General features: G+C 73.7%; 19 protein-coding genes, 1 pseudogene and 1 riboswitch. Of the genes and pseudogenes, 13 read left to right on the top strand and 7 right to left on the bottom strand.

Annotated elements, in window-relative coordinates; genetic code table 11:
* Nucleotides 1-338: 338 nt before the first annotated feature.
* From ABEA77_RS11385 to ABEA77_RS11370, 4 genes are all read left to right on the top strand, one after another.
* Nucleotides 339-2261: a S9 family peptidase gene (locus tag ABEA77_RS11385; RefSeq protein WP_345644840.1), complete on the top strand. Its 1923-nt coding sequence runs from the start codon at nucleotides 339-341 to the stop codon at nucleotides 2259-2261.
* Between the two features lie 60 nt (nucleotides 2262-2321).
* A complete protein-coding gene (locus tag ABEA77_RS11380) occupies nucleotides 2322-3062 on the top strand; it encodes a DUF3159 domain-containing protein (RefSeq protein ID WP_345644839.1) in 741 nt (246 codons plus the stop codon).
* A gap of 379 nt (nucleotides 3063-3441) precedes the next feature.
* Nucleotides 3442-6996, top strand: a complete 3555-nt coding sequence (mfd, locus tag ABEA77_RS11375; RefSeq protein WP_345644838.1) for a transcription-repair coupling factor — start codon at nucleotides 3442-3444, stop codon at nucleotides 6994-6996.
* A gap of 163 nt (nucleotides 6997-7159) precedes the next feature.
* Nucleotides 7160-7966: an HNH endonuclease family protein gene (locus tag ABEA77_RS11370; protein WP_345644837.1), complete on the top strand. Its 807-nt coding sequence runs from the start codon at nucleotides 7160-7162 to the stop codon at nucleotides 7964-7966.
* A gap of 127 nt (nucleotides 7967-8093) precedes the next feature.
* Here the strand turns inward: ABEA77_RS11370 and ABEA77_RS11365 are convergent, their stop codons facing one another.
* Complete coding sequence (locus ABEA77_RS11365) at nucleotides 8094-9014, bottom strand: class I SAM-dependent methyltransferase (RefSeq protein ID WP_345644836.1); 921 nt, start codon at nucleotides 9012-9014, stop codon at nucleotides 8094-8096.
* A 283-nt stretch (nucleotides 9015-9297) separates the two neighbouring features.
* Here ABEA77_RS11365 and ABEA77_RS11360 point away from each other — a divergent pair, with 283 nt between their 5' ends.
* Both ABEA77_RS11360 and ABEA77_RS11355 read left to right on the top strand, forming a co-directional pair.
* On the top strand, nucleotides 9298-9975 hold the full coding sequence (locus ABEA77_RS11360; RefSeq protein ID WP_345644835.1) for a SurA N-terminal domain-containing protein: 678 nt from the start codon (nucleotides 9298-9300) through the stop codon (nucleotides 9973-9975).
* Nucleotides 9976-10024: 49 nt separating this feature from the next.
* On the top strand, nucleotides 10025-11029 hold the full coding sequence (locus ABEA77_RS11355) for a nucleoside triphosphate pyrophosphohydrolase (RefSeq protein WP_345644834.1): 1005 nt from the start codon (nucleotides 10025-10027) through the stop codon (nucleotides 11027-11029).
* A gap of 22 nt (nucleotides 11030-11051) precedes the next feature.
* On the opposite strand, the gene ABEA77_RS11350 is transcribed toward ABEA77_RS11355, so the two are convergent.
* The 4 genes from ABEA77_RS11350 to ABEA77_RS11335 all read right to left on the bottom strand — a co-directional run bounded on the left by ABEA77_RS11350 (nucleotide 11052) and on the right by ABEA77_RS11335 (nucleotide 14236).
* Nucleotides 11052-11399, bottom strand: coding sequence for an AQJ64_40280 family protein (locus tag ABEA77_RS11350; protein ID WP_345644833.1), 348 nt, complete (start codon nucleotides 11397-11399; stop codon nucleotides 11052-11054).
* A gap of 37 nt (nucleotides 11400-11436) precedes the next feature.
* Nucleotides 11437-12033: a HutD/Ves family protein gene (locus tag ABEA77_RS11345; RefSeq protein ID WP_345644832.1), complete on the bottom strand. Its 597-nt coding sequence runs from the start codon at nucleotides 12031-12033 to the stop codon at nucleotides 11437-11439.
* Between the two features lie 122 nt (nucleotides 12034-12155).
* Complete coding sequence (locus tag ABEA77_RS11340) at nucleotides 12156-12347, bottom strand: hypothetical protein (protein WP_345644831.1); 192 nt, start codon at nucleotides 12345-12347, stop codon at nucleotides 12156-12158.
* Entirely contained in the window at nucleotides 12344-14236 is a 1893-nt protein-coding gene (locus ABEA77_RS11335; protein ID WP_345644830.1) for an amidase, read from the bottom strand. Before ABEA77_RS11335 ends, ABEA77_RS11340 begins: the two co-directional genes overlap by 4 nt.
* Nucleotides 14237-14670: 434 nt before the next feature.
* Between ABEA77_RS11335 and ABEA77_RS11330 the strand changes: the two genes are divergently transcribed.
* From ABEA77_RS11330 to ABEA77_RS11300, 7 genes and pseudogenes are all read left to right on the top strand, one after another.
* Entirely contained in the window at nucleotides 14671-15918 is a 1248-nt protein-coding gene (locus tag ABEA77_RS11330; RefSeq protein WP_345644829.1) for a cytochrome P450 family protein, read from the top strand.
* Between the two features lie 181 nt (nucleotides 15919-16099).
* Nucleotides 16100-17338, top strand: coding sequence for a transglycosylase family protein (locus tag ABEA77_RS11325; RefSeq protein WP_345644828.1), 1239 nt, complete (start codon nucleotides 16100-16102; stop codon nucleotides 17336-17338).
* Between the two features lie 322 nt (nucleotides 17339-17660).
* Nucleotides 17661-17888: riboswitch (cyclic di-AMP (ydaO/yuaA leader) on the top strand.
* Between the two features lie 3 nt (nucleotides 17889-17891).
* The gene (locus ABEA77_RS11320) at nucleotides 17892-18578 is read left to right on the top strand and encodes a transglycosylase family protein (protein ID WP_345644827.1); all 687 of its coding nucleotides are present in this window, start codon (nucleotides 17892-17894) and stop codon (nucleotides 18576-18578) included.
* A gap of 407 nt (nucleotides 18579-18985) precedes the next feature.
* Complete coding sequence (gene eno / locus ABEA77_RS11315) at nucleotides 18986-20281, top strand: phosphopyruvate hydratase (protein WP_345644826.1); 1296 nt, start codon at nucleotides 18986-18988, stop codon at nucleotides 20279-20281.
* A 319-nt stretch (nucleotides 20282-20600) separates the two neighbouring features.
* Nucleotides 20601-21110: pseudogene (locus ABEA77_RS11310) on the top strand (FtsB family cell division protein); the annotation flags it as partial.
* 63 nt (nucleotides 21111-21173) lie between these two features.
* The gene (locus ABEA77_RS11305) at nucleotides 21174-21746 is read left to right on the top strand and encodes a DUF501 domain-containing protein (protein ID WP_345644824.1); all 573 of its coding nucleotides are present in this window, start codon (nucleotides 21174-21176) and stop codon (nucleotides 21744-21746) included.
* Nucleotides 21743-22672 carry a Ppx/GppA phosphatase family protein gene (locus ABEA77_RS11300; protein WP_345644822.1) on the top strand — a complete coding sequence of 310 codons (930 nt, stop codon included), beginning with the start codon at nucleotides 21743-21745 and terminating at the stop codon, nucleotides 22670-22672. The genes ABEA77_RS11305 and ABEA77_RS11300 overlap by 4 nt, the downstream gene beginning before the upstream one ends.
* Before the next feature lie 5 nt (nucleotides 22673-22677).
* Here the strand turns inward: ABEA77_RS11300 and ABEA77_RS11295 are convergent, their stop codons facing one another.
* Both ABEA77_RS11295 and ABEA77_RS11290 read right to left on the bottom strand, forming a co-directional pair.
* On the bottom strand, nucleotides 22678-22947 hold the full coding sequence (locus ABEA77_RS11295; protein ID WP_345644820.1) for a type II toxin-antitoxin system RelE family toxin: 270 nt from the start codon (nucleotides 22945-22947) through the stop codon (nucleotides 22678-22680).
* Entirely contained in the window at nucleotides 22944-23216 is a 273-nt protein-coding gene (locus ABEA77_RS11290; RefSeq protein WP_345644818.1) for a type II toxin-antitoxin system Phd/YefM family antitoxin, read from the bottom strand. Before ABEA77_RS11290 ends, ABEA77_RS11295 begins: the two co-directional genes overlap by 4 nt.
* Between the last annotated feature and the right edge of the window lie 331 nt (nucleotides 23217-23547).

Raw genomic sequence — 23547 nt, 5'->3', positions numbered from 1 at the left:
CGCGCCGCGTAACCGGGGCACCGACTCCGCATCCGTCCGAGGCCCGGACCGGCCCGCCTCGACCAGGGCCGCGGGCCCCGCCTCCGCCCGAGGTCGCGCGCCGCGTAACCGGGGCACCGACTCCGCATCCGTCCGAGGCCCGGACCGGCCCGTACCGACGGGCCGCGGATGCCGCCTCCGTCCAAGTCCCGGCTCGCGCCCACCAGGTCGCGAAGCCCCCATCCGTCTGAGACCCCGACCCGCGCCTGAGGGGCACGGACCCCGCGTCCCCCCGAGGCCCGGCCCGCACCGGCGGGCCCGCCGTACCCACAGCGCACGCGACAGCGAGGAGAAGCCACATGTCCGCCACCCCGCCCGCCGGCACCGTCCCGTACCTCGACGTCGAGGAACTCTTCGGCGCGCCCGTGCGTGCCGGGGCCTCGATCTCGCCCGATGGCACGCGGATCGCCTATCTCGCCCCGTGGCGCGGGCGGTTGAACGTGTGGGTGGAGAGCCTCGACGACCCCGGGGACGCGCGCTGCGTCACCGCGGACGAGACGCGCAGTGTGCACACGTACCACTGGACCGACGACCCGGGCCTGCTGCTGTACGAGCAGGACACGGGCGGCGACGAGAACTGGCACGTCCACCGCGTCGACCTGGAGGACCCGGGCGCCCCCGCCGTCGACCTCACGCCCTTCCCCGGCGCCCGCGTCATGGGGCTCGAACTGCCCTCCTCCCGGCCGGGCAAGGCGCTCCTGCACCTGAACCACCGCGACCCCGCCCAGTTCGACCTGTGCGAAGTGGACATCGCCACCCGGGTGTTGACGGTCCTCGCGCAGAACCCCGGGCAGGTGGCCGGGTGGTTGTACACGCCGGACGGGGAGCTGTACGCGCAGACCTCGACGGCCGAGGGCGACATCGAGCTGTCGCGGTGGAGCGCCGAAGGGCCGCGCAGGATCGCCGTCTTCCCCGGCGCCGACCACCCCCTCGGCGTCAGTCCCGCGCAGCTCACACCGGACGGCTCGGGCGTGTGGATCGGCTCCAACCGGGGCACGGACAGGACCCGCCTCGCGCGGCTCGACCTGGCGACCGGCGAGGAGACCGAGGTCGACAGCCACCCCGAACTCGACCTCGACACGCGCTCCACCGTCTTCCCCCAACTGCCCTCGCCGCTCATCCGCCACCGCCGCACGGGGGGACTGCTCGGCGTGCGCTACCTCGGCGAGCGGCAGGTGATCCGACCCCTCGACCCGCACTTCGCCGAGGTGCTCCACGCCCTGGAGGGGCTGTCGGACGGCGACCTGGGCGCCGTGTCGTGCGACGAGAGCGGCCGGCGCTGGGTGGCGAGCTTCACCCACGACCGCGACCCCGGCGCCACCTACCTCTACGACCACACCACCGGGCGCGCCAGGCTGCTGTTCCGGCCGTACCCGCACCTGGACCCCGAGGTCCTCGCCCCGATGGAGCCGGTCACCGTGCCCGCGCGCGACGGGCTCGCGCTCCCGGCGTACCTGACCCTGCCGGTGGGCGTGGAGCCGGCCGGCCTGCCGATGGTGCTGCTGGTGCACGGCGGGCCGTGGTCCCGCGACAGCTGGCGCTTCGACCCGCTCGCCCAACTCCTCGCCAACCGCGGCTACGCGGTGCTCCAGGTCAACTTCCGCGGCTCCACCGGCTACGGCAAGAGCTTCCTCGCCGCAGGCATCGGCGAGCTCGCGGGCCGGATGCACGACGACCTCGTCGACGCCGTCGACTGGGCCGTGGCGCGCGGCTACGCGGACCGCGACCGCGTCGCCGTCTTCGGCGGCTCGTACGGTGGTTACGCGGCCCTGCTCGGCGCATCGCACACGCCGGGCGTCTTCGCCGCCGCCGTCGACTTCTACGGCGTCTCGAACCTGGTCACCTTCCTGCGGTCGGTGCCGGAGTTCGTGAAGCCGCAACTCGCCAACAACTGGTACCTGTACGCGGGCGACCCGGCCGACCCCGAGCAGGAGGCCGACCTGTGGGCGCGCTCGCCCCTCAGCCGCGTCGACGCCATCCGCACGCCGCTGCTCGTGGTGCAGGGCGCAGGCGACGCCCGCGTCGTCAAGGCCGAGTCCGACCAGCTCGTCGAGGCGCTTCGGGCCCGCAGCGTCGACGTCGAGTACCTGGTCAAGGACGACGAGGGGCACGGCCTCGTCAACCCAGAGAACGCCGTCGACGCCTACCGCGCCGCCGACCGCTTCCTCGCCCGCCACCTGGGCGGACGTCCCGGACCCGCGCGGCAGGGCCGCGGCGCCTGACCGGCGGCGCACCGCCGGAAGAACGTTCCCGTACGCGCACACGAAATGAGGCGAAACCGCATGACCACCGAACCGGAACACACCAATCCGGACCATGGCGCTCCGGACCGCGCCACGGCAGAACACCCCTCACACGCTGCGGAGACCGGCGGCCGGCAGGCGCGGCAGGCGAAACCGAAGCAGACCCCGCTCGAACAGATGGGCGGCACGACCGGCCTCGTCTACACGGGGCTGCCCATCGTGGCCTTCATCGTCGCCAACTCGTCCTTCGGCCTGACGCCCGCCATCTGCACGGCCGTGGGTGTGGCGCTCGCCGTCAGCGTCCTGCGGCTGGCACGCAAGCAGCCCGTGCAACCCGCGCTCTCCGGCCTCTTCGGTGTCGCCGTCGCCTCGTTCGTCGCCTGGAAGACCGGGTCGGCCAAGGGCTTCTTCCTCACCGGCATCTGGAGCAACCTCGCGCTCGCCGTGGTCTTCCTGCTCTCCGTCCTCGTGCGCCGCCCCCTCGCGGGCATCGTCTGGGGCGCGCTCAACGGCACCGGCACCGCCTGGCTCAAGGACAAGCCCTCCCGCCGCTCCTACGACATCGCCACGCTCACGCTCGTCGGCGTCTTCGCGGCCAGGTTCGCGGTCTGGGAGTGGCTCTACGACGCGGACCGCACGGGCTGGCTCGCCGCCGCGCGCATCGCGATGGGCTACCCCCTGTTCGGCGCGGCCTTCCTGGTGGTCCTGTGGGCGGGCCGGCGCTCCGGCAAGCGGCTGGGCGCCGCCCTGGCGGGGCAGCGGCCCGCCGGTTCGTCCTGACCGGCCACGCCCGTACGACGCGCCCGTACGACGCGCCCGTACGACGCGCCCGTACGACCAGCCCCTCTCCGCCCCAGGTCCCAGCCCACGGGTGGAGAACCCCCAGGAGCCTCTCCTCACTGCTGCGCGCCGGGGCCCGCCACCGGGGAAGACTGGCGACCGCGCTCCGGGGCCGCGCACACCGCGCCCCCGGAGAGCCGCGCCCGGGGCCGCTCGGGGGCCTGAGCCCGCGCGCCGGGCCCGCCCCTCCGGCCCCGCTCCCCGTCCCCGCCCGGCTCGGCCGGGCGAGGACGGGCCGGGGCGTCGTACTCTGGGAGCCCCGGCCCGTGTGACGTGTCGGGCCCTTCGTGTTGCCCCCGGACCCGGACGGAAGACCCTCATGAGCCTGCACGGTCTGCTCGATGCCGTTGTGCGCGATCCCGCGCTCGCGGAGGCGGTGAGCGCCGCGGCCGACGGGAACCGCCCGCAGGTCGACCTGGTCGGCCCGCCCGCGGCCCGGCCGCTCGCCGTGGCGGCGCTCGCGCGGGAGGCGAAGCGGCCCGTGCTCGCCGTGACGGCGACCGGGCGCGAGGCCGAGGACCTGGCTGCGGCGCTGCGCTCGCTGGTGGACGAGGACGGCGTGGTGGAGTTCCCGTCCTGGGAGACGCTGCCGCACGAGCGGCTCTCGCCGCGCTCCGACACCGTGGGCCGCCGCCTCGCGGTGCTGCGGCGGCTCGCGCACCCGGCCGCCGACGACCCGGCTACCGGGCCGGTCTCCATCGTGGTCGCGCCCGTACGCTCCGTGCTCCAGCCGCAGGTCAAGGGGCTCGGCGACCTGGAGCCCGTGGAGCTGAGGACCGGGCAGTCCGCCGACCTCGGCGAGGTGACCGAGGCGCTGGCGGCCGCCGCGTACTCCCGGGTGGAGCTGGTGGAGAAGCGCGGCGAGTTCGCGGTGCGCGGCGGCATCCTCGACGTGTTCCCGCCCACCGAGGAACACCCCCTGCGGGTGGAGTTCTGGGGCGACGACGTCGAGGAGATCCGCTACTTCAAGATCGCCGACCAGCGCTCCCTTGAGGTCGCCGAGCACGGCCTGTGGGCGCCGCCCTGCCGCGAGCTGCTGCTGACCGCGCAGGTGCGGGCGAGGGCCGCCGCCCTGGCCGAGGACCACCCCGAGCTCGGCGAACTCCTCGGAAAGATCGCCGAGGGCATCGCCGTCGAGGGCATGGAGTCGCTCGCCCCGGTCCTCGTGGACGAGATGGAGCTGCTGCTCGACGTGCTGCCCGCCGGGTCGATGGCCCTGGTCTGCGACCCGGAGCGGGTACGGACCAGGGCCGCGGACCTCGTCGCCACCAGCCAGGAGTTCCTCCAGGCCTCCTGGGCCGCGACCGCGGGAGGGGGGACAGCCCCCATCGACGTGGGCGCGGCCTCGCTGTGGTCGATCGCCGACGTCCGCGACCGGGCCCGAGAGCTGGGCATGATGTGGTGGTCGGTGTCGCCGTTCGCGCTGGACGCGCCCGGCGCGGACGACGAGGGCGACGACACGCTCACCCTCGGGATGCGCGCCCCCGAGACGTACCGCGGCGACACCGCGCGCGCCCTCGCCGACACCAAGGGGTGGCTCGCCGAGGGCTGGCGCACGGTGTACGTCACGGAGGGCCACGGCACCGCCGCACGCACCGTGGAGGTGCTCGGCGGCGAGGGCATCGCCGCACGGCTCGACAGCTCCGAGAGCGGCGGCCTCACCGACCTCACGCCGTCCGTCGTGCACGTGGCGTGCGGCTCCGTCGAGCACGGTTTCGTCGACCCCGAACTCAAGCTCGCCGTCCTGACCGAGACCGACCTCTCGGGCCAGCGCGCCGCCGGCAAGGACGGCGTGCGGATGCCGACCCGGCGCCGCAAGACCATCGACCCGCTGACGCTTGAGGCCGGGGACTACATCGTCCACGAGCAGCACGGCGTCGGCCGGTACGTCGAGATGGTGCAGCGCACCGTGCAGGGCGCCACCCGCGAGTACCTGCTCGTCGAGTACGCCCCCGCCAAGCGCGGCCAGCCGGGCGACCGTCTCTACATCCCGACCGACCAGCTGGAGCAGGTCACCAAGTACGTCGGCGGCGAGGCGCCCACCCTGCACCGGCTCGGCGGCGCCGACTGGACGAAGACCAAGGCGCGCGCGAAGAAGGCCGTCAAGGAGATCGCCGCCGACCTGATCAAGCTGTACTCGGCGCGGATGGCCGCGCCGGGACACGCCTTCGGCCCGGACACGCCCTGGCAGCGGGAGCTGGAGGACGCCTTCCCCTACGTGGAGACGCCCGACCAGCTCTCCACCATCGCCGAGGTCAAGGACGACATGGAGAAGACGGTCCCGATGGACCGGCTGATCTGCGGCGACGTCGGCTACGGCAAGACGGAGATCGCGGTGCGCGCCGCGTTCAAGGCCGTGCAGGACGGCAAACAGGTCGCGGTCCTTGTCCCGACGACGCTGCTGGTGCAGCAGCACTACGCGACCTTCACCGAGCGCTACGGGCAGTTCCCCGTCTCCGTGAAGGCGCTCTCCCGCTTCCAGTCCGACACCGAGGCAAAGGCCACCCTCCAGGGGCTGCGCGAGGGCGCGGTCGACATCGTCATCGGCACCCACCGGCTGTTCTCCTCGGAGACGAAGTTCAAGGACCTCGGACTCGTCATCGTCGACGAGGAACAGCGCTTCGGCGTCGAGCACAAGGAGCAGCTGAAGAAGCTGCGCGCCAACGTCGACGTGCTGACGATGTCCGCGACGCCGATCCCGCGCACCCTGGAGATGGCCGTCACCGGCATCCGTGAGATGTCCACGATCACCACACCGCCCGAGGAGCGCCACCCGGTCCTCACCTTCGTCGGCCCGTACGAGAACAAGCAGATCGGCGCCGCCATCCGGCGCGAACTGCTGCGCGAGGGCCAGGTGTTCTACATCCACAACCGCGTCGAGTCGATCGACAGGGCGGCTGCGAAGCTGCGCGAGATCGTGCCAGAGGCGCGGATCGCGACGGCGCACGGCCAGATGTCGGAACAGGCACTGGAACAGGTCGTGGTGGACTTCTGGGAGAAGAAGTTCGACGTGCTGGTCTCCACCACGATCGTCGAGTCCGGCATCGACATCTCCAACGCCAACACCCTCATCGTGGAGCGCGGCGACAACTTCGGCCTCTCCCAGCTGCACCAGCTGCGCGGCCGCGTCGGCCGCGGCAGGGAGCGCGGCTACGCGTACTTCCTGTACCCGCCGGAGAAGCCGCTCACGGAGACCGCGCACGAGCGCCTCGCCACCATCGCCCAGCACACCGAGATGGGCGCGGGCATGTACGTCGCCATGAAGGACCTGGAGATCCGCGGCGCGGGCAACCTCCTCGGCGGCGAGCAGTCCGGGCACATCGCGGGCGTCGGCTTCGACCTGTACGTGCGGATGGTCGGCGAGGCCGTCGCCGACTACCGGGCGGCCGTGGACGGCGGCGTGGAGGAGGAACCGCCGCTCGAAGTCAAGATCGAGCTGCCGGTCGACGCGCACGTCCCGCACGACTACGCGCCCGGCGAGCGGCTGCGCCTCCAGGCGTACCGGGCGATCGCCTCCGCCTCCTCGGAGGAGGACATCAGGGCGGTGCGCGAGGAACTCGCCGACCGGTATGGCAAGTTGCCCGAGCCGGTGGAGAACCTGCTGCTGGTGGCGGGGCTGCGGATGCTGGCCCGCGCCTGCGGGGTCGGTGAGATCGTCCTCCAGGGCAGCAACATCCGCTTCGCGCCAGTGGAGTTGAGGGAGTCGCAGGAGCTGAGGCTCAAGCGGCTGCACCCGCGCACGGTGATCAAGGCGCCGGCGAAGCAGATCCTCGTGCCGCGCCCGACGACCGGCAAGATCGGCGGGAAGCCGGTGGTCGGCCGCGAACTGCTGTCGTGGACCGGCGAGTTCCTCACGACGATCCTGGGGTCGTGAGCTCCGCACCCGGTGGGGGATCATGGGGAGGCGGCGCCCCCCCTCACAGGGGTGGGGTGCCGCGCGGGTGTTCTAAGCGGTGACGCGCGGCACCGCGGGTAGCCGTCCTTGCGGGGCGGCCGGCCCGCGGACCGCCCACCAGGGAGCGTATGGGGAGGGCCGGATGAGGGCACGACAGGCAGGATGGCGCGCGCGTGGCGCCGGGATGGCGGCCGTGGCGGTGGCGGGCGGACTGCTGCTCGGCGGCTGCCGGGTGGACCTCCAGGACGACGGGGCAGGGGCGTCGGCCGCACCCTCGGGCGCGGCGGCGCCCCAGGACAATGCGGCGGGCGGGGACTTCGGGGTCAGCCCGCTCACCAACCCGGACGGCACGAAGCGCGGCCTCGCGCCCCTCACCTCGGCCGCCGACCGCAAGAGCGCGCTGGCCCTCATCGACAAGGTCACCACCAAGGGGCGCGGCCCCAAGACGGGGTACGACCGCGACGAGTTCGGCTACGCGTGGATGGACTCCGTGGAAGGCGTGCCCTACGCGCACAACGGCTGCGACACCCGCAACGACGTCCTCAAGCGCGACGGCGAGGACATCACCTACCGCTCGGGCTCCAACTGCGTCCTCGCGTCGATGACGCTGCACGACCCGTACACCGGCAGGACCATCGACTGGCGCAAGACCAAGGCGACCGCCGTGCAGATCGACCACGTCATGCCGCTCTCGTACGACTGGCAGATGGGCGCGGCCCACTGGACCAAGGACAAGCGCGAGCAGATCGCCAACGACCCGCTCAACCTGCTGCCGGTCGACGGCTCGGTGAACGGCTCCAAGAGCGACTCGGGCCCGGCGTCCTGGCTCCCGCCGAACAAGGCGATCCGCTGCTCGTACGCGGTGCGCGTGGCACAGGTGTCCCTCAAATACCACCTGCCGGTGACCAGCGCGGACAAGTCCGCGATGGCCCGGCAGTGCGGCGGCTGACGCGGCCCGCGCCGCACCGCGGTGACGCGGCCCGCGCCCGCGCCGAGACGGCCCCGCGCACGGCAGGGCCGTGGCCCGCGCGGCGCCCGGCCGCGGCTGGCCAGGTCCTTCCGCGTCCCGCGCGGCCTCAGGCGGCGGCGCGGAGGAACGCCGACGTGGAGACCGTGCCGAGCAGGTCGAAGCGGCTGCCGGGGCGCGCCAGGTGGGCGTCGGCGGCGCGCTTGACGTGCTCCCAGCGCGCGTCCCCGTAGTCGTCCACGACGACGACTCCGCCCGGCGCCGCGATCTCCTCCGCCCACTCCAGGTCGGCGCGCACCCCCTCCGCGGAGTGGTCGCCGTCCACCACGATCACCCCGTACGCCCGGTCGGAGACCCGCGCGCGCACCTCCTCGTCGCCGGAGAAGCCGCGCACGATCCGCGCCCCGCCGCCCGCGGCGCCGCCGAACGCGAGGTTGGCGCGCACCACGTCCATGCGCACCGGCGTGCCGGTCGGGTCGGGCCCCTCCGGCGTGCCCGGCTGCAACTGGCCGCCGGCCAGCGGGTCCACGATCGTCAGGCTCGGCTCGATGCCCGCCCGGTGCAGCATCCGCAGCAGGGACGCGGAGAACAGCCCGTAGAGGGTGCCGATCTCCAGCACATCGGTCCTGTCGGCGGGCACGAGCAGCGGGGTCGCGGCGAGCTTGCCGCAGATGTTCTGCGTGGAGCCCGCGAGCCGGCCGACCGCCAGCATCTCCAGCGCGATCACGTTGCGGAAGGCGATGACGACATTGCGGCGCGCCTGCGCAGGGGACGCGCCCGTCACCCGCGCCACCTGGCGGACCAGCGTGTCCAGCTGGTCGGGCGTGGGCGTGCGCGGCCCGCTGCGCGCCGTGCCGTCGACGAGCAGTGAGAGGGAGCTGTGCTCCCCGCGCAGCGCCGCCACCTCCTTCCTCAGCGCGTCGATCTCGGGCCTGAGCGCCTTCGTGTGCCGTGCCACGCGGCGATCGACCAGTGCGGCGGCGGGACGCAGGACCCGCCGGGTCAGTGGATTCTTCGTCAGAGCGAACACGAGCGGAACGTACGTCAGGCGCTCGCCCGTGCGAACCAAGCGCGGATGGTGGGGGGATGAAGGCTTCGTGACCCGCGGGCAGCGGGCGGGCGTCGCACTGCCCACGAGCACGGGAACAGCGGCCCGACCTGCGAGCGGGCGGGGAAAAGGGAGCGCGGGCGCGCCGCCGCACCCGCTTCACCGCCGAATCGTTGGTCCGGGCAGTGGCCCGCGCCACTCCGACTGCCTACCATCGATCTCTGCATGGCTTGTGCATCGAAGCACAATCTCTCGGGAGGCCCCCTTGAACCGCCTGAAGCGCCCCAACACCCGCCGCCGCTCCGTGCTTTCGCTCACCGCCGCCGTGCTGGCCGGCGTCCCGCTGCTCGCCGCGTGCGGCAGCACGGCCCACCCGGGGGCGGCAGCCGTCGTCGGCGGGCAGCGTATCCCGGTGTCGTCGCTCCAGGCCCAGGTGAACGCCGTCCGCACGGCGCAGCAGGCGTCCCCCCGGTCCGCGCAGCTGATCGGCAGCAGCGCGCAGCTCAGCCAGGCCAAGCTGAACGGCATGATCTTCGACCGCATCCTGGAGCGCGCCGCCGACGACGCCGGCGTCTCCGCCACCCGCCACGAGGTGCAGACCGCCAGGCGGCAGGCCGCGGCCGCGCAGCCGGGCGGCGAGAGGCAACTGGAGGCGACGCTGCTCCAGCAGGGCGCCCTCACGCCCGCGCAGATCGACGACGCCGTGCGCCGCGACGTCCTCATGTCGAAGCTGGCGAAGGCGGTCGGCGGCGACACGGCCACGCCCGCGGGGCAGCAGAAGGTGCTCGCCGTGCTGACGAGGACCTCGAAGGCGATGCACGTCGACGTCAACCCGCGCTACGGCTCGTGGGACAACACGAAGGTCGCGCTCGGCAGCACCAAGGTCGACTGGATCAAGCAGGTGTCGGGCGAGGCGCGGCCGCAGGAGCCCTCGGACGCGTGATCCGCCGTCCGTGCGAGGTCGCGGGCGCACGCCGGGTAAGTTCGGAAGGGTGACGGAGAAGACCACCCCCCAGTCGGCCGCGGGCCGGATCGTCCTGCTCACGGTGAGCCACCGGGTCGCGCCCGGCCTGCTGTCCTGGCAGGCGTGGGACACCCTGCGCGGCGCCGACCGCGTGTTCTGCCCCGACCCGCACCATCCGCAGCTGCCGTACATACGGGAGGCGGGCGTCGCGGTGGAGACCGCGGCGCCCACCGCCGAGCAGCTGGTGGACGCCTGCCCGCCGGGCACGACGCTCGTGGTGATCCCGGCCACGGCGGACGACACCGACTCCGCGCTCACCGACGGGCTCGCCCGCCTCGCGGGCTCGGGCCGCGTCCAGATGCCCGACCTCGAACTGCTGCCCGGCTCCTACGACCTGCCGGGCGCGCGCCTGCTCGACCTCGTGCAGGTCATGGACCGGATCAGGCGCGTGTGCCCGTGGACCTCCACGCAGACCCACAAGGGCCTCGCCAAGTACGGCATCGAGGAGGCGTACGAGCTGGTCGAGGCGATCGAGGACGGGGACGCCGCCGAGCTGCGCGAGGAACTCGGTGACGTCCTCCTCCAGGTCGTCTTCCACGCGCGCATCGCGGAGGACGCCGAGGACGAGGCGGACGTGTTCTCCATCGACGACGTGGCCGCGACGATCGTGGAGAAGCTCATCCACCGCCACCCGCACGTCTTCGGCGACGAGACGGCCCGCACCGCCGAGGACGTGCACGCCCTGTGGGAGCGCACCAAGGCGGTGGAGAAGCGGCACCGCACCTCCGTCACCGACGGCGTACCCCTCGGGCAGCCCGCACTCGCGCTCGCCGCCAAGCTGACGGGCCGGGCGCGCGCCGCCCGGCTCGACGTGCGGCTCCCCACCGACGACAACCCGCTGGGCTACGCCCTGCTCGCGCTCGCGGCCGAGGCCGAGTCGCAGGGCGTCGATCCGGAGACCGCGCTGCGCGCCGCGTCCCGCACGTACCGCGACGCGATCCGCGCGGCGGAGCGGGCGGCCCGCGGGCAGTGAGCCCGACCGGCGGGCCGCGGCCTCACCGCAGGGCGTCGTCGACCGCGGCCCGCGCGGCGCTCCCCAGCACCTGGCGCACGGCGAGGCCCGGCAGGGCGGGCAGCGCGGCCCAGTGGGTGACGTGCTGCGTGCCGGGCCCGCCGTACGGGAAGCGCACGACGCGGTCGGAGTCGACGAAGCAGTCGCGGTGCTCGGTGCCGTCCCGCGCGGTGTGCCGGTCGGTGAAGTACACCGGCAGCACCAGCCAGTACTCCTCGCCCGCCGCGCCGGGGGCCTCGGGCGGATAGCGTCCCGTGACCGCCGCCGCGACCGGTGTGCCGCTCCTCGGCAGCCGCTCCCGCGCGTCCACCCACTCCACCACGGCGTCCATGACCGCTCTCCGTCCGCTGCCGTCTCGTCCCGTGCCCTCAGTGCCGGTGCTCCCGGTGGCCCGGGGCGGGCGTGACGCGGATCTCCGCGACGCCGCCGTGCCCCCGCAGCCGTACGCTTCCCGCTCCGTCGTGGCGTACGCAGTCGAGGCGGGCCAGCGGCTCCGCGCGGCCCCCGCCGTCATCGAGGGACAGGCTCCCGGCGACCGGCAGTACGAGCAGCACCGCGCCGGCGGCGCACTCCAGGTCGAGGGCGCCCGCGACGTCGGTGACGCGCACCGAGCCCGCCGCGCGGCCCCTGCGGGTCATCAGGTTGAGGTCGCGCGCCGCGCCGCCGGGCAGCCGGCAGTCCGTCGCCGCCTCGCCGGGGAACGCGTACGGCGCCAGGGGCGCGAGCCGGTGCTCCGCGCCGTCCACGGTCAGCACCATGCCCTCGCCTTCGACCAGTGTGATCACCCGGTCCACACCGGGGAACGCGGAGAACGGCCCCTCCGCCGCCACGTCGGCGACGCTCACCCGCCAGTCGAAGCCGTCCCCTCCCGCCGAGGGTCCCGCGGCGACCTCCCGCGTGGTGCCGCCGCCGTTCTTCCACGGCACCCTGCGGTACGCGCGCTCCCGCAGCACTGCGGTCCCCATGGCCCCTGTCCGCCTCTCCTCGCCGGTCCGCCCCGCCGGGCCAGCATACGAACCGGGGCCCGTACGGCCGGGCGCCCGTCCCCCTCCGTGGCAGGGGCACGGGCGCAGCGGACGCGGCCGGGTCAGTGCTTCCCGGGCTGCGGTACCGGCTCGTACGGGTAGTACTCGGTGCCCAGCTTGGGCAGCCAGCCCACCGTGGCGACGGGCCGGGTGCCGTCGCCCGGGTGCTGCGGCGGCAGGCCCGCGTTGACGACGGGCGTCCAGGGCACGGTGAGGAAGCCCGAAGAGGGCGCGGGCGCGGGCGACGAGCTCATCGGAGGGCCTCCTGCGCCACCAGCGGATCGTTGGACAGCTCGGGCGGTGTCGGGTCCTTCCGTACGACCAGGGTGTGCGGCCTGGTCGTCGCGGTGCGCGGCTTCGGGTCGGGCGGGGCCGCGTTGTGGTACTCGGGGTAGTGCTCCTGGTAGTCGATGGCCGCCTGGACGATCTCGGGTTCGCTGAAGCGCGGGCCCCAGAACTGCGCGGTGATGGGCAGGCCCGCCTCGGTCGAGTCGTAGCCGACGGGGAAGGAGACCATCGGCCAGGCCAGCGCGTTGGGCAGCTGGTAGTAGGCGCGGTAGACGGGGAAGCCGCCGCCCTGGCGCAGGCCGATCTGCGCGCCGAGGCTCATCACCAGCATGAAGTCGACGCCCGCCGCGTCCAGCGCGGCCTGGTAGTTGGCCTGGAGGGTGCGCCTGCGGCGCTCGCCCTCCACCCGGGCCGACGCGGGCACGCCGCCGCCGAGGCGGGCCGCGGACTCGAAGGAGGCCGTGGTGTCGTTCGGGCCCTTGCGGCCGTACTGGGCGAGCAGCGCGGCCGCCTGGTCGGCCGGTCTGGTCGCCGCGAACTCCCCGACCGCCTGCCAGTAGTCGATCTCGTAGCGGTTGGGGCTGAGTACGGCGGACGACGGCGAGACGGCGGAGCCGTCGACCGTGGCGAGGACGTCGCCGCTGCTGAAGTACGGGTCGTTCTCGGGTTTCGTCACGTCCAGGCCCTCGAACTCCTTGACCTTCGCGCCGAGCGCGGCGAGCTGGCGCCGCAGCCGCTCGAAGGCGGCGCGGTGGTCGGCGTCGTAGGCCTGCTGCGGCGGGGTGCCCACCTGGACGCCCTGGGCGGTGCGCATCCAGTCGGTCTGCGGGATGCCGATGGTGATCCCGGCCAGTGGCCGCTTCCCCTTGCGGGCCGTCAGCGGCAGGGCGGGAAACGGGTCGGGTGCCGAGAGCGTCAGCGGGTCGTTCGCCGGGTCGGGCCCGTGGATGACGGAGAGGATCAGCGAGGCGTCGCGCATGGAGCGGGCGATCGGGCCGAGCACGTCGTAGCCGGGCGACAGCGGCATCAGGCCCGCGACGGACGAGGTGCCGAGCGACGGCTTGATGCCGCTCGCGCCGTTCGCCGCCGAGGGCATCACGATGGAGCCGCCGGTCTCCTCGCCGATGCAGGCGGCGGCGAGCCGCGCGACCGCCGCGACCCCGCTGCCCTGGCTCGACCCGCCCGGCACGTACGGCAGCCCCCACGCGTTGCCCGCGAACGTCCCGGTGATGGAGCCGGAGAACGCCGAGCACACGGTGTGCCCGAGGATCACCGCGCCCGCGTCGCGCAGCCGCGCCACGACGGTCGCGTCGCGCAGCGCCTTGTTGCCGTCGAAGGCGTGGCTTCCGTCCTTGGCCTCAAGGCCCTTGACGGCAACGGAGTCCTTGATGCCCATCGGGATGCCGAGGAGCGGCGGCAGCGCGTCCTGCTCCCTCTTGGTGCGCGCCCGCGTGAACCGCGCGTCCGCCGCCCGTGCCGCGGCGAGCGCGCCGTCCCTGTCGAGGCGGACGAACGCGTTGTAGAGGCCGTTGTCGCCGTACGTCTCGAAGGGGCCGTTGAGGCGGTCGATGCGGTCGAGATACGCCTTGGTGACGGCGACGGCGGTGGTGCGCCCGGCCCGCAGCAGGGCGGCGAGCTCGACCACCTCGTAGTCGACGAGCCGGCGTCTCTTCCGTATCGCGGACACCTCGGGGAGGGCTTGGGCTGCGGTCCCCGGCGCGGGGGCGGCGGTCGCGGGGGCGGCGGCCGTGGCGGACAGGGCGGCCGCGCCCGTCACGGCCGCGGCGCCGCCGAGGAGGGTGCGGCGGCTGGGGCCGTGGTGGACGGGCGGGGTGTGACTGGCTGGTGAGGGCATGCTGGCGAACTCCCGAGAGGAGCGGAATGTCCCGTACCGGACAAGCATATGAACGGGCTTGTTTCCGTCAGGTGCCGCTCATATGACGTCAGTTGGTGTGACCTGGGGTGTTCGCGGCGTCCTTGTGGGCGGGGCCCGCGGCGTCCCGGCGGGGCGCGCGACGTCTGCCCTCGTGCCCGTCCTTTCTCTAAGGGGCCCTCTGTCAGAGGCCCCCGCGGAGAGGGATGCCTCGCCCCCCCGTACAGAGGGGACACCCCTCCGGACGGGGCGCTTCCGCTCCATGGCGGAGGCCCCTCCGTAGAGGGGCCCCTATATACGGGGCCCGTCGTGATATGCGGGGGCCCTCGTGCAGGGGTGTCCCCGTATACGCGGGGCACCGGGCAGGGCACGCCTCCCGTACGGGCGGGGCGCGCGTCGCGCCGTACGGTGTGCGCATGTCCGATCCCGCCGCGCCGTCCCCCGACCTCTTCTCCTGGGAGTTCGCCACCGACCCGTACCCGGCGTACGCCTGGCTGCGGGAGCACGCGCCGGTGCGCTGGACCCGGCTGCCGAGCGGGGTGGAGGCGTGGCTCGTCACCCGGTACGCGGACGCGCGCGCCACGCTCGCAGACCCGCGGCTCTCGAAGAACCCGGTGCACCACGCGGAACCCGCGCACGCCCGCGGCAAGACGGGCATCCCGGGTGAGCGCGGCGCCGACCTGATGACGCATCTGCTCAACATCGACCCGCCCGACCACACCCGGCTGCGCCGACTCGTGTCGAAGGCGTTCACCCCGCGCCGGGTCGCGGAGTTCGCGCCCCGCGTACAGGAACTCGCGGACCGGCTCATCGACCGGTTCGCGGCCACGGGCTCCGCCGACCTCATCCACGAGTTCGCCTTCCCGCTGCCGATCTACGCCATCTGCGACCTGCTGGGCGTGCCCGCCGAGGACCAGGACGACTTCAGGGACTGGGCCGGCATGATGATCCGCCACGGTGGCGGGCCGCGCGGCGGCGTCGCCCGCGCGGTGAAGAAGATCCGCGCCTATCTCGCCGACCTCATCCACCGCAAGCGGCTCGATCTCGGTGACGACCTCATCTCCGGCCTCATCCGCGCCAGCGACCACGCGGAGCAGCTCACCGAGAACGAGGTGGCCGCGATGTGCTTCGTGCTGCTGTTCGCCGGGTTCGAGACGACGGTGAACCTGATCGGCAACGGCACGTACGCGCTGCTCACCCACCCCGCCGAGCGGGCGCGGCTGCAGGACGCGCTGCGCGCGGGCGACGACTCGCTCCTCGTCACCGGCATCGAGGAACTGCTCCGCTACGACGGGCCCGTCGAGCTCGCCACCTGGCGCTACGCCACCGAGCCGCTGACGATCGGCGGCCGGCGCGTGGCGGTGGGGGACCCGGTGCTCGTGGTGCTCGCCGCCGCCGACCGCGACCCGGAGCGGTTCGCCGCACCCGACACCCTCGACCTCGCACGGCGTGACAATCAACACCTCGGCTACGGCCACGGGATCCACTACTGCCTCGGCGCCCCGCTCGCCCGCCTCGAAGGGCGGACCGCGCTCACCTCGCTGCTGACCCGGCTGCCCGACCTGCGCCTCGCGGCCGACCCGGCCGAACTGCGGTGGCGCGGGGGACTCATCATGCGCGGTCTGCGCACGCTTCCGGTCCGCTTCGCGCCCCTGCGTGACTGAGGTCGTGTCAAGTCTGTGATATTCGCGTGATCTCCACTGGACCGACTTGTGACAGGCGTTCGACTGACGCTACGTTGCCGAGCGACCCACCGGCCCCAGTGGGCGCGTTGAGCCCCAGGGCGGCGGATCACCTCGCGCGTCGCGCATTCCATGCGCGACCACGTACACGGAAGGTAATCGCATGTCCGGGAACGGCCGACATCGTCGACCCCGCCAGGCGCCCGCGATCGTCGTGGCCGCCGGGGTGACCGGCTCCGCCCTCGCCATCCCGCTGCTCGCCTCCGCGAGCGCGAGCGCCGCGTCCACCTCGACCTGGGACAAGGTGGCCGCGTGCGAGAGCGGCGGACAGTGGGACGCCAACCTCAGCAACGGCTACTACGGCGGCCTCCAGATCAGCCAGGACACCTGGGACCAGTACGGCGGCAGCCAGTACGCGAGCCGTCCCGACCTCGCGAGCAAGGCGCAGCAGATCTCCGTCGCCGAGAAGATCCTCACGGACCAGGGCTCCCAGACGTGGGCCGACTGCGCCGACAGTGCGGGCCTGCCGCAGACGACGCCGTCCGGCGGCGACGACGACGGCGGCACCCTGGGCGACGTGGTCGGCGGCCTGCTCGGCGGCTCGGACGACTCCGCCACGCCGGACCCCTCCGCCAGCCCCACCACGGGCGACACGGCCACTCCCGACCCCTCGGCGAGCACGGACCCGGGCGACGCGCCCGCCGCCTCCGACGACGCGCCCGACCCCTCCGCCACGCCCTCGGACGGCGCGAGCCCCGACGCCCCGGCGCACGGCAGCACGCCGTCGCACGCCACCCCGTCGTCCGGCGGCAAGCACCGCGCCACACCCCCGGCTGAGCAGGGCGACGACGACGGCCTCCCTTCGGGCGTCAGCCGCGACAACGACGGCGGCGTCCTCCCGCCCACCGGTGGTGTCGGCTCCGTGGGCAACGCCGACAGACCCGGTGTCGTGCGGGACGTCATCCGCATCCCGTTCGCGCCGCGGTACACCGGCGGCGACGCCCAGGCCCTGTGGCAGCTCCCTTCCCAGGACCCGGCCCGGGCCACCGGGGAGCCGGCGGACAGTGCGAGCCCCGCGGCCACCGGGGCGCCGGCCCCGGGCGCGACCGCGGGAAAGCACCGCGGCGCGCCACCCGCCACCCACGCGTCGGGCACCTCAGCCCAGAAGTCCAAGGCCGGGCGACACGCCGCATCGGGTGACACCTCGTCAGCGGACTCCGCCACCGCGCACCGCCCCGGGGCCCGCTACACGGTCCACGCGGGCGACAGCCTCTCGGGGATCGCGGCGAGCCAGGGCGTGAAGGGCGGCTGGCACGCGCTCTACGAGGCGAACAAGACGGCGCTCGGGTCCGATCCGAACCACATCGTCCCTGGCCAGACCCTGGAGCTCGGAGCCAACTGACGTCGGTACGCGGACCGTCGCACAGCGCACGGGTGGCCATGAAGTGGCCCCCGTGCGCTGTCAGTTCGGCACCGTATGTCCGACTCTGTGAAAGTGAGACAAGCGTCTCTTCGGGGCGTTTGGTCGAAATGGGCCGCCAGATTCGCCTGTTTCGGGGTTCACCTGGGGAAATGGGTCCATGCGGGTGAACGATTTGGGCTTTACCGCCCGTATGTCCGTCTTTGAAGATCTGACAGTCGTATGTTTACGGTCTTCACCGCTCGCACCGCGGGCCCTGTCGACCGAAACGCCGAATCCTGCCGTCGGTCGACGGGAACAGTCGTCGCGTCAAGCGCCGAAGGCAGGAGCGGGGGACCCAAGGTTCCGCCGCCGGACCGGGAAGGCCGTCCGTGGATGGACGGCCCAGCGGCCCGGCTAGGGGTTAAGCCGCGAGCGGCGCGCACAGCCGGTGCGCACCGCACGGACCACGCACCACGTGGTCCATCGCGACCGGGCAACTCACTGCGCCCGAACCCGACAGCTGACCTCGCAGGCGTCGGTGAGGAGATGCTCCATGCTGCGTTCCAGCAAGGCCCACAAGCACCGTCGCCCGTCCAAGGCCGTCCGTTACGCCACGCTCGCCGGTGTCACCGGCGCCGCAGTCGCGGTGCCGCTGCTCTCCGCCACGTCGGCGTCCGCCGCCTCCGTCTCCGAGTGGGACCAGGTCGCCCAGTGCGAGTCCGGCGGCAACTGGTCGATCAACACCGGCAACGGCTTCTACGGCGGCCTCCAGTTCACGAACTCCACCTGGGCCGCGTACGGCGGCACCGCGTACGCGCCGCAGGCCAACCAGGCCAGCAAGTCGCAGCAGATCGCCGTCGCCGAGAAGGTCCTCGCGGGCCAGGGCAAGGGCGCCTGGCCGGTCTGCGGCACGGGCCTCTCCGGCCCCGGCGGCTCCGGCGCCGCGCAGGCCGAGACGACCCACACCACCTCGACCCCGCAGGCCCCCGCGCAGCCGAAGGCGCAGCAGCGCCCCGTGCAGCAGCACAGCGCCTCGCAGCCCGCGAGCCGCGGCACCGCCCGACCCACCGTGATCAAGAAGGGTGACGGCGAGTACAAGGTCGCGTCCGGCGACACCCTCTCGAAGATCGCGTCCGCGCACCACGTCAAGGGCGGCTGGAAGAAGCTGTTCGACCTGAACAAGGACATCGTGAAGGACGCGAACGTGATCTTCCCTGGCCAGCAGCTGCACCTGCACTGACGGTCCGCGCGCCCCGCACGCGGACCCCGCGGGGCCGCTCGGCCACGGCCCGCCCGCCGCGGGCCCCGGCCGGCCTCCCTGCGGCCGGGCGGCAGGAGCCGCGCGAACGGGGAGGCGCACACCACGGCGCACCGGCCGACACCGGCCGGCACGAGCGGCCCGGCCCGCACGGGGACGGGCCGCTCGGGCGTGCGGGGCCCGGCGGGCCCCGGGCCGCCCGGCCCGGACCCGGGGCCACCCCCACGGCCCCGGGTCCGGGACGGCGGCCACTCGTCCGGCCGTGCCGCGCGCCGCCGCCCGGCGTGGGGACTGCCCGGAGCACCCGGCGGCGCCCGCGCCGGTTAGGCTCTTGGCGCAAGGACTACAGACGCAGACCCTGCGCTCCCCACGTCACTTCCCAGAAGGAGATGCTCGTGCCGTCGATCGACGTCGTCGTAGCCCGGGAAATCCTCGACTCCCGAGGCAACCCCACCGTCGAGGTCGAGGTCGGCCTCGACGACGGCAGCACCGGCCGTGCGGCCGTCCCCTCCGGCGCCTCCACCGGCGCCTTCGAAGCCCTTGAGCTGCGGGACGGTGACCAGAACCGCTACCAGGGCAAGGGCGTGGAGAAGGCCGTGCTCGCGGTGATCGAGCAGATCGGCCCCGAGCTCGTCGGCTACGACGCCACCGAGCAGCGCCTCATCGACCAGGCGATGTTCGACCTGGACGCCACCCCCGACAAGTCGTCGCTCGGCGCCAACGCCATCCTCGGCGTGTCGCTCGCCGTGGCGCACGCCGCCTCCGAGGCGTCCGACCTGCCGCTGTTCCGCTACCTCGGCGGCCCCAACGCGCACCTCCTGCCGGTGCCGATGATGAACATCCTGAACGGCGGCGCGCACGCCGACTCGAACGTCGACATCCAGGAGTTCATGATCGCGCCGATCGGCGCCGAGTCCTTCTCCGAGGCCCTGCGCTGGGGCGCGGAGGTCTACCACACCCTGAAGAAGGTCCTCAAGAACAAGGGCCTGTCCACGGGCCTCGGCGACGAGGGCGGCTTCGCGCCGAACCTGGAGTCGAACCGCGCCGCGCTCGACCTCATCCTGGAGGCCGTCACCGAGGCCGGCTACGTGCCGGGCCGCGACATCGCGCTCGCGCTCGACGTCGCCGCCTCCGAGTTCTACCAGGACGGCAGCTACGAGTTCGAGGGCAAGACCCGCTCCGCCGAGGAGATGACGGCGTACTACGCGGAGCTCGTCGACGCGTACCCGCTGGTCTCCATCGAGGACCCGCTGCACGAGGAGGACTGGGCCGGCTGGAAGACCATCACCGACCAGCTCGGCGCCAAGGTGCAGATCGTCGGCGACGACCTGTTCGTCACCAACCCCGAGCGCCTCTCGCGCGGCATCGAGGAGGGCGCGGCCAACGCCCTGCTGGTCAAGGTCAACCAGATCGGCTCGCTCACCGAGACGCTCGACGCCGTCGAGCTGGCCCAGCGCAACGGCTTCAAGTGCATGATGTCCCACCGCTCGGGCGAGACCGAGGACGTCACCATCGCCGACCTCGCCGTCGCGGTGAACTGCGGCCAGATCAAGACCGGCGCCCCGGCCCGCTCGGACCGCGTCGCCAAGTACAACCAGCTGCTGCGCATCGAGGAGATCCTCGACGACGCCGCCGTGTACGCGGGCCGCAGCGCCTTCCCGCGTTTCCGCGGCACGGAGAGCTGAGACCCGCCCGTGTCACACCGTCCCCGGCCGCGGTCCCGTACCGTGTCCGGGGACGCGCACGTGCGCGGGAGCGCGCCGGGCGTACGACAGGTGACAGGGGAGTGTGGCCATGGCACGGACCGGAGACCGGGACGGAGCGCGTGACGGCGCCGGCGACCGCCGCCCCCGTGACCGCGCCCCTGGCCGGGCGCCGACCGGTGCGGCGGGTGTCCCGCGTGGCCGCGGACCCGCCGCGGGTGGGCGCGCGCCGTCCGCGCACCCCAGTCCCGCGCCCGCCCGTGCGGCGTCGGCGGGCGCCGGACGGCCGCCGCGCGGCGGCCGGGGCGAGGAGCGCTTCTCCACGGCCACCCGGCTCCGCGTCCTCGGCGAGCAGACCGCGGCGCGCGTCTACCGCTCGCAGAGCCGCAGGCAGGCGCACCGCTCCCGGCTGACCGGGCGCGCCGCCTTCCTCGCCCTCGTGCTGTGCACCCTCGTCGTCGCGCTCGCCTACCCGATGCGGCAGTACGTGTCGCAGCAGGGCGACATCGCGGACCAGCAGCGCACCGCGCGCGACGCCAAGGCGCAGGTCGAGAAGTTGCGGGACGAGAAGGCGCGGCTCCAGGACGACGCGTACATCGAGCGGCTCGCACGCGAGCGGCTGCACTTCGTCATGCCGGGGGAGAAGGGGTACACGATGAACGCCCCTACCGCGGTCAAACAGGAGCAGCAGGCGGTCGGGCCCGCCAACAGGCCCTGGTACGCGAACATGTGGGACGACGTCGACCACGCGGACGCGGCGGGCGCACCCCGGCCCCGCACCAGCGGCGCGGGCGGCGGCGCGGGACACTGAGGCCGCACACCGGCCCGCGCCGCGCGGCCCCCACCACGAGCAGCAAGGCAGCACACAGCAGTCATGGACACCCCTCCTCCGCAGACCGAACGCACCGAGCCGCCCACGGCGGACGACACCGCCGCCTTCGAGGCGCAGCTCGGGCGCCCGCCGCGCGGTCTGCGCGCGATCGCGCACCGCTGCCCCTGCGGGCTGCCCGACGTGGTCGAGACCGCGCCGCGGCTGCCTGACGGGACGCCCTTCCCGACCACGTACTACCTGACGTGCCCGCGCGCCGCGTCCGCCATCGGCACGCTCGAAGCCAACGGCGTCATGAAGGAGATGACCGAACGCCTCGGCACCGACCCGGAGTTGGCGGCTGCCTACCGGGCCGCGCACGAGGACTACCTGGCGCGGCGCGACGCGATCGAGGTGCTGGCGGGCTTCCCCAGCGCCGGCGGCATGCCCGACCGGGTCAAGTGCCTGCACGTGCTGGTGGCGCACTCGCTCGCCGCGGGGCCCGGCGTCAACCCGCTGGGCGACGAGGCGATCGCGCTGCTGCCCGAGTGGTGGCTCAAGGGCCCGTGCGTGACGGCACCCGGCGCGGGCGCAGGGTGCGGGCGGGAAGCGACGACGGAGACGGAGAAGGGCGCATGACCAAGGTCGCGGCGATCGACTGCGGGACCAACTCGATCAGGCTGCTGGTGGCGGACGTCGACCCGGCGACCGGTTCGCTGACCGACCTGGACCGGCGGATGACCATCGTCAGGCTCGGGCAGGGCGTGGACCGCACGGGCCGGCTCGCGCCGGAGGCGCTGGAGCGCACGTTCGCCGCGTGCCGCGCGTACGCGGAGGTGATCGCGGCCCACGGGGTCTCGCGCACCCGCTTCGTCGCCACCTCGGCCTCGCGCGACGCCTCCAACAGGGACGACTTCGTCCGCGGCGTGGTGGACATCCTGGGCGTGGAGCCCGAGGTGATCACCGGCGACGAGGAGGCGGCGCTCTCCTTCACCGGCGCCACCCGGGAGCTGGCAGCGGCCGAGACGGCGCTCGTCGTCGACATCGGCGGCGGCTCCACCGAGTTCGTGCTCGGCGACACGCGGGTGCGGGCGGCACGCTCCGTCGACATCGGCTGCGTCCGCCTCACCGAGCGCCACCTGCTGCGCGACGGCGAGCTGACCGACCCGCCCACCGCCGAACAGGTCGCAGCGGTACGCGCCGACATCGAGCGCGCCCTCGACCTGGCGGCCGAGACCGTCCCGCTGCGCGAGGCGGCCACGCTGGTCGGTCTCGCCGGCTCGGTGACCACGATCGGCGCGATCGCGCTCGGCCTGACCGAGTACGACTCGACGGTGATCCACCGCTCCCGCGTGCCGTACGAGCGGGTCAGGGAGATCACCGCGGACCTGCTCGCCGCGACCCACGCGCAGCGCGCCGCCAGCCCCGTCGTCCACCCGGGCCGCGTCGACGTGATCGGCGTCGGCGCCCTCATCCTCCAGACGATCATGGAGCGCGCGGCGGCCTCCGAGGTCACCGTCAGCGAACACGACATCCTCGACGGCATCGCCTGGTCCCTGACCTGACCGGCCTACAGGGTGCGGTACACGTCCCGCCGGTCGCCCACCTTGACGACGAGGACGACGAGTTCGCCGTCGTCGATCTGGTAGGCGACCCGGTAGGGACCCACGCGGAGCCGGTAGAGGCCCGAGTGGCCGGTGAGCTTCTTGATGTCGGCGTCCTCGCGGTAGGGATCGTCGCCGAGAGCCGTCAGCGCGGTGAGGACGCGCATCGCGGCGGGCCGGTCGATGGCCCTGAGCTGCCGCTGTGCCGCCGCGGTGAACCGGAACGCGTACGTCACGCCGCGCCTTCGGCCCGCTCGGTGAACAGATCGGCCAGCAGCTCCGCCATCGTCACGGTGGGGCCGCCCTCGGCCAGGACCGCCTCGGCCTCGCGCGCCAGCAGGACGTCGGCCGCTTCCTCCAGAGCCTCGAAGTCCGCGATCGGGACCACGGCCGCCACGGGGGCGCCGTTGCGCGTGATGACGGTCGGAACGCCCTGCTCTGCCTGGTTGATGTGGTCGGCGAGATGTGCGCGGGCTTCGCGTACGTTCGCGGTGTTCTCGGTCATGCGGCCAGTGTACGCGCCGGCGTGTACACGCGGTGGGGCGTGGGGCGGGGCAAAGGTTCGTGAAGTTCTTCACAAGGAAATTTGCGGCGACAGGCCCGGCGTGTACGCCAAGGGGGTGGAGGCGCTCACCCCGGAGCGGGGGGCTTCACGAACGAGCGCTTCGGGCAGGCGTCGGGACGCCGGCCCGCGCGGGGCCCCGGCGGCCGGGCGTGTGGCCAAGTGGCAGCTCAGAGCGGGTGCGGAGGGGGCGCGTACCGTCCGGTAGGGATGTGGGGGCTGTGTGCCCCTCGGTGAGGTGCCGGGCAGGGTAACACACCACGCACCCGTTCTT

Source organism: Streptomyces tremellae (assembly GCF_039540215.1).
Classification (GTDB): Bacteria; Actinomycetota; Actinomycetes; order Streptomycetales; family Streptomycetaceae; genus Streptomyces; species Streptomyces tremellae.
The sequence above is the reverse complement of the archived record's forward strand: the minus strand, read 5'-3'. Positions and strand labels throughout refer to the sequence as shown.

What these genes read in the sequence shown, in the direction of transcription:
- ABEA77_RS11385 (WP_345644840.1), top strand. Translation starts at nt 339, where the DNA reads ATGTCCGCCACCCCGCCCGCCGGCACCGTCCCGTACCTCGACGTCGAG.
- ABEA77_RS11380 (WP_345644839.1), top strand. Translation starts at nt 2,322, where the DNA reads ATGACCACCGAACCGGAACACACCAATCCGGACCATGGCGCTCCGGAC.
- mfd (WP_345644838.1), top strand. Translation starts at nt 3,442, where the DNA reads ATGAGCCTGCACGGTCTGCTCGATGCCGTTGTGCGCGATCCCGCGCTC.
- ABEA77_RS11370 (WP_345644837.1), top strand. Translation starts at nt 7,160, where the DNA reads ATGAGGGCACGACAGGCAGGATGGCGCGCGCGTGGCGCCGGGATGGCG.
- ABEA77_RS11350 (WP_345644833.1), bottom strand. Translation starts at nt 11,399, where the DNA reads ATGGACGCCGTGGTGGAGTGGGTGGACGCGCGGGAGCGGCTGCCGAGG.
- ABEA77_RS11345 (WP_345644832.1), bottom strand. Translation starts at nt 12,033, where the DNA reads ATGGGGACCGCAGTGCTGCGGGAGCGCGCGTACCGCAGGGTGCCGTGG.
- ABEA77_RS11340 (WP_345644831.1), bottom strand. Translation starts at nt 12,347, where the DNA reads ATGAGCTCGTCGCCCGCGCCCGCGCCCTCTTCGGGCTTCCTCACCGTG.
- ABEA77_RS11335 (WP_345644830.1), bottom strand. Translation starts at nt 14,236, where the DNA reads ATGCCCTCACCAGCCAGTCACACCCCGCCCGTCCACCACGGCCCCAGC.
- ABEA77_RS11330 (WP_345644829.1), top strand. Translation starts at nt 14,671, where the DNA reads ATGTCCGATCCCGCCGCGCCGTCCCCCGACCTCTTCTCCTGGGAGTTC.
- ABEA77_RS11325 (WP_345644828.1), top strand. Translation starts at nt 16,100, where the DNA reads ATGTCCGGGAACGGCCGACATCGTCGACCCCGCCAGGCGCCCGCGATC.
- ABEA77_RS11320 (WP_345644827.1), top strand. Translation starts at nt 17,892, where the DNA reads ATGCTGCGTTCCAGCAAGGCCCACAAGCACCGTCGCCCGTCCAAGGCC.
- eno (WP_345644826.1), top strand. Translation starts at nt 18,986, where the DNA reads ATGCTCGTGCCGTCGATCGACGTCGTCGTAGCCCGGGAAATCCTCGAC.
- ABEA77_RS11305 (WP_345644824.1), top strand. Translation starts at nt 21,174, where the DNA reads ATGGACACCCCTCCTCCGCAGACCGAACGCACCGAGCCGCCCACGGCG.
- ABEA77_RS11300 (WP_345644822.1), top strand. Translation starts at nt 21,743, where the DNA reads ATGACCAAGGTCGCGGCGATCGACTGCGGGACCAACTCGATCAGGCTG.
- ABEA77_RS11290 (WP_345644818.1), bottom strand. Translation starts at nt 23,216, where the DNA reads ATGACCGAGAACACCGCGAACGTACGCGAAGCCCGCGCACATCTCGCC.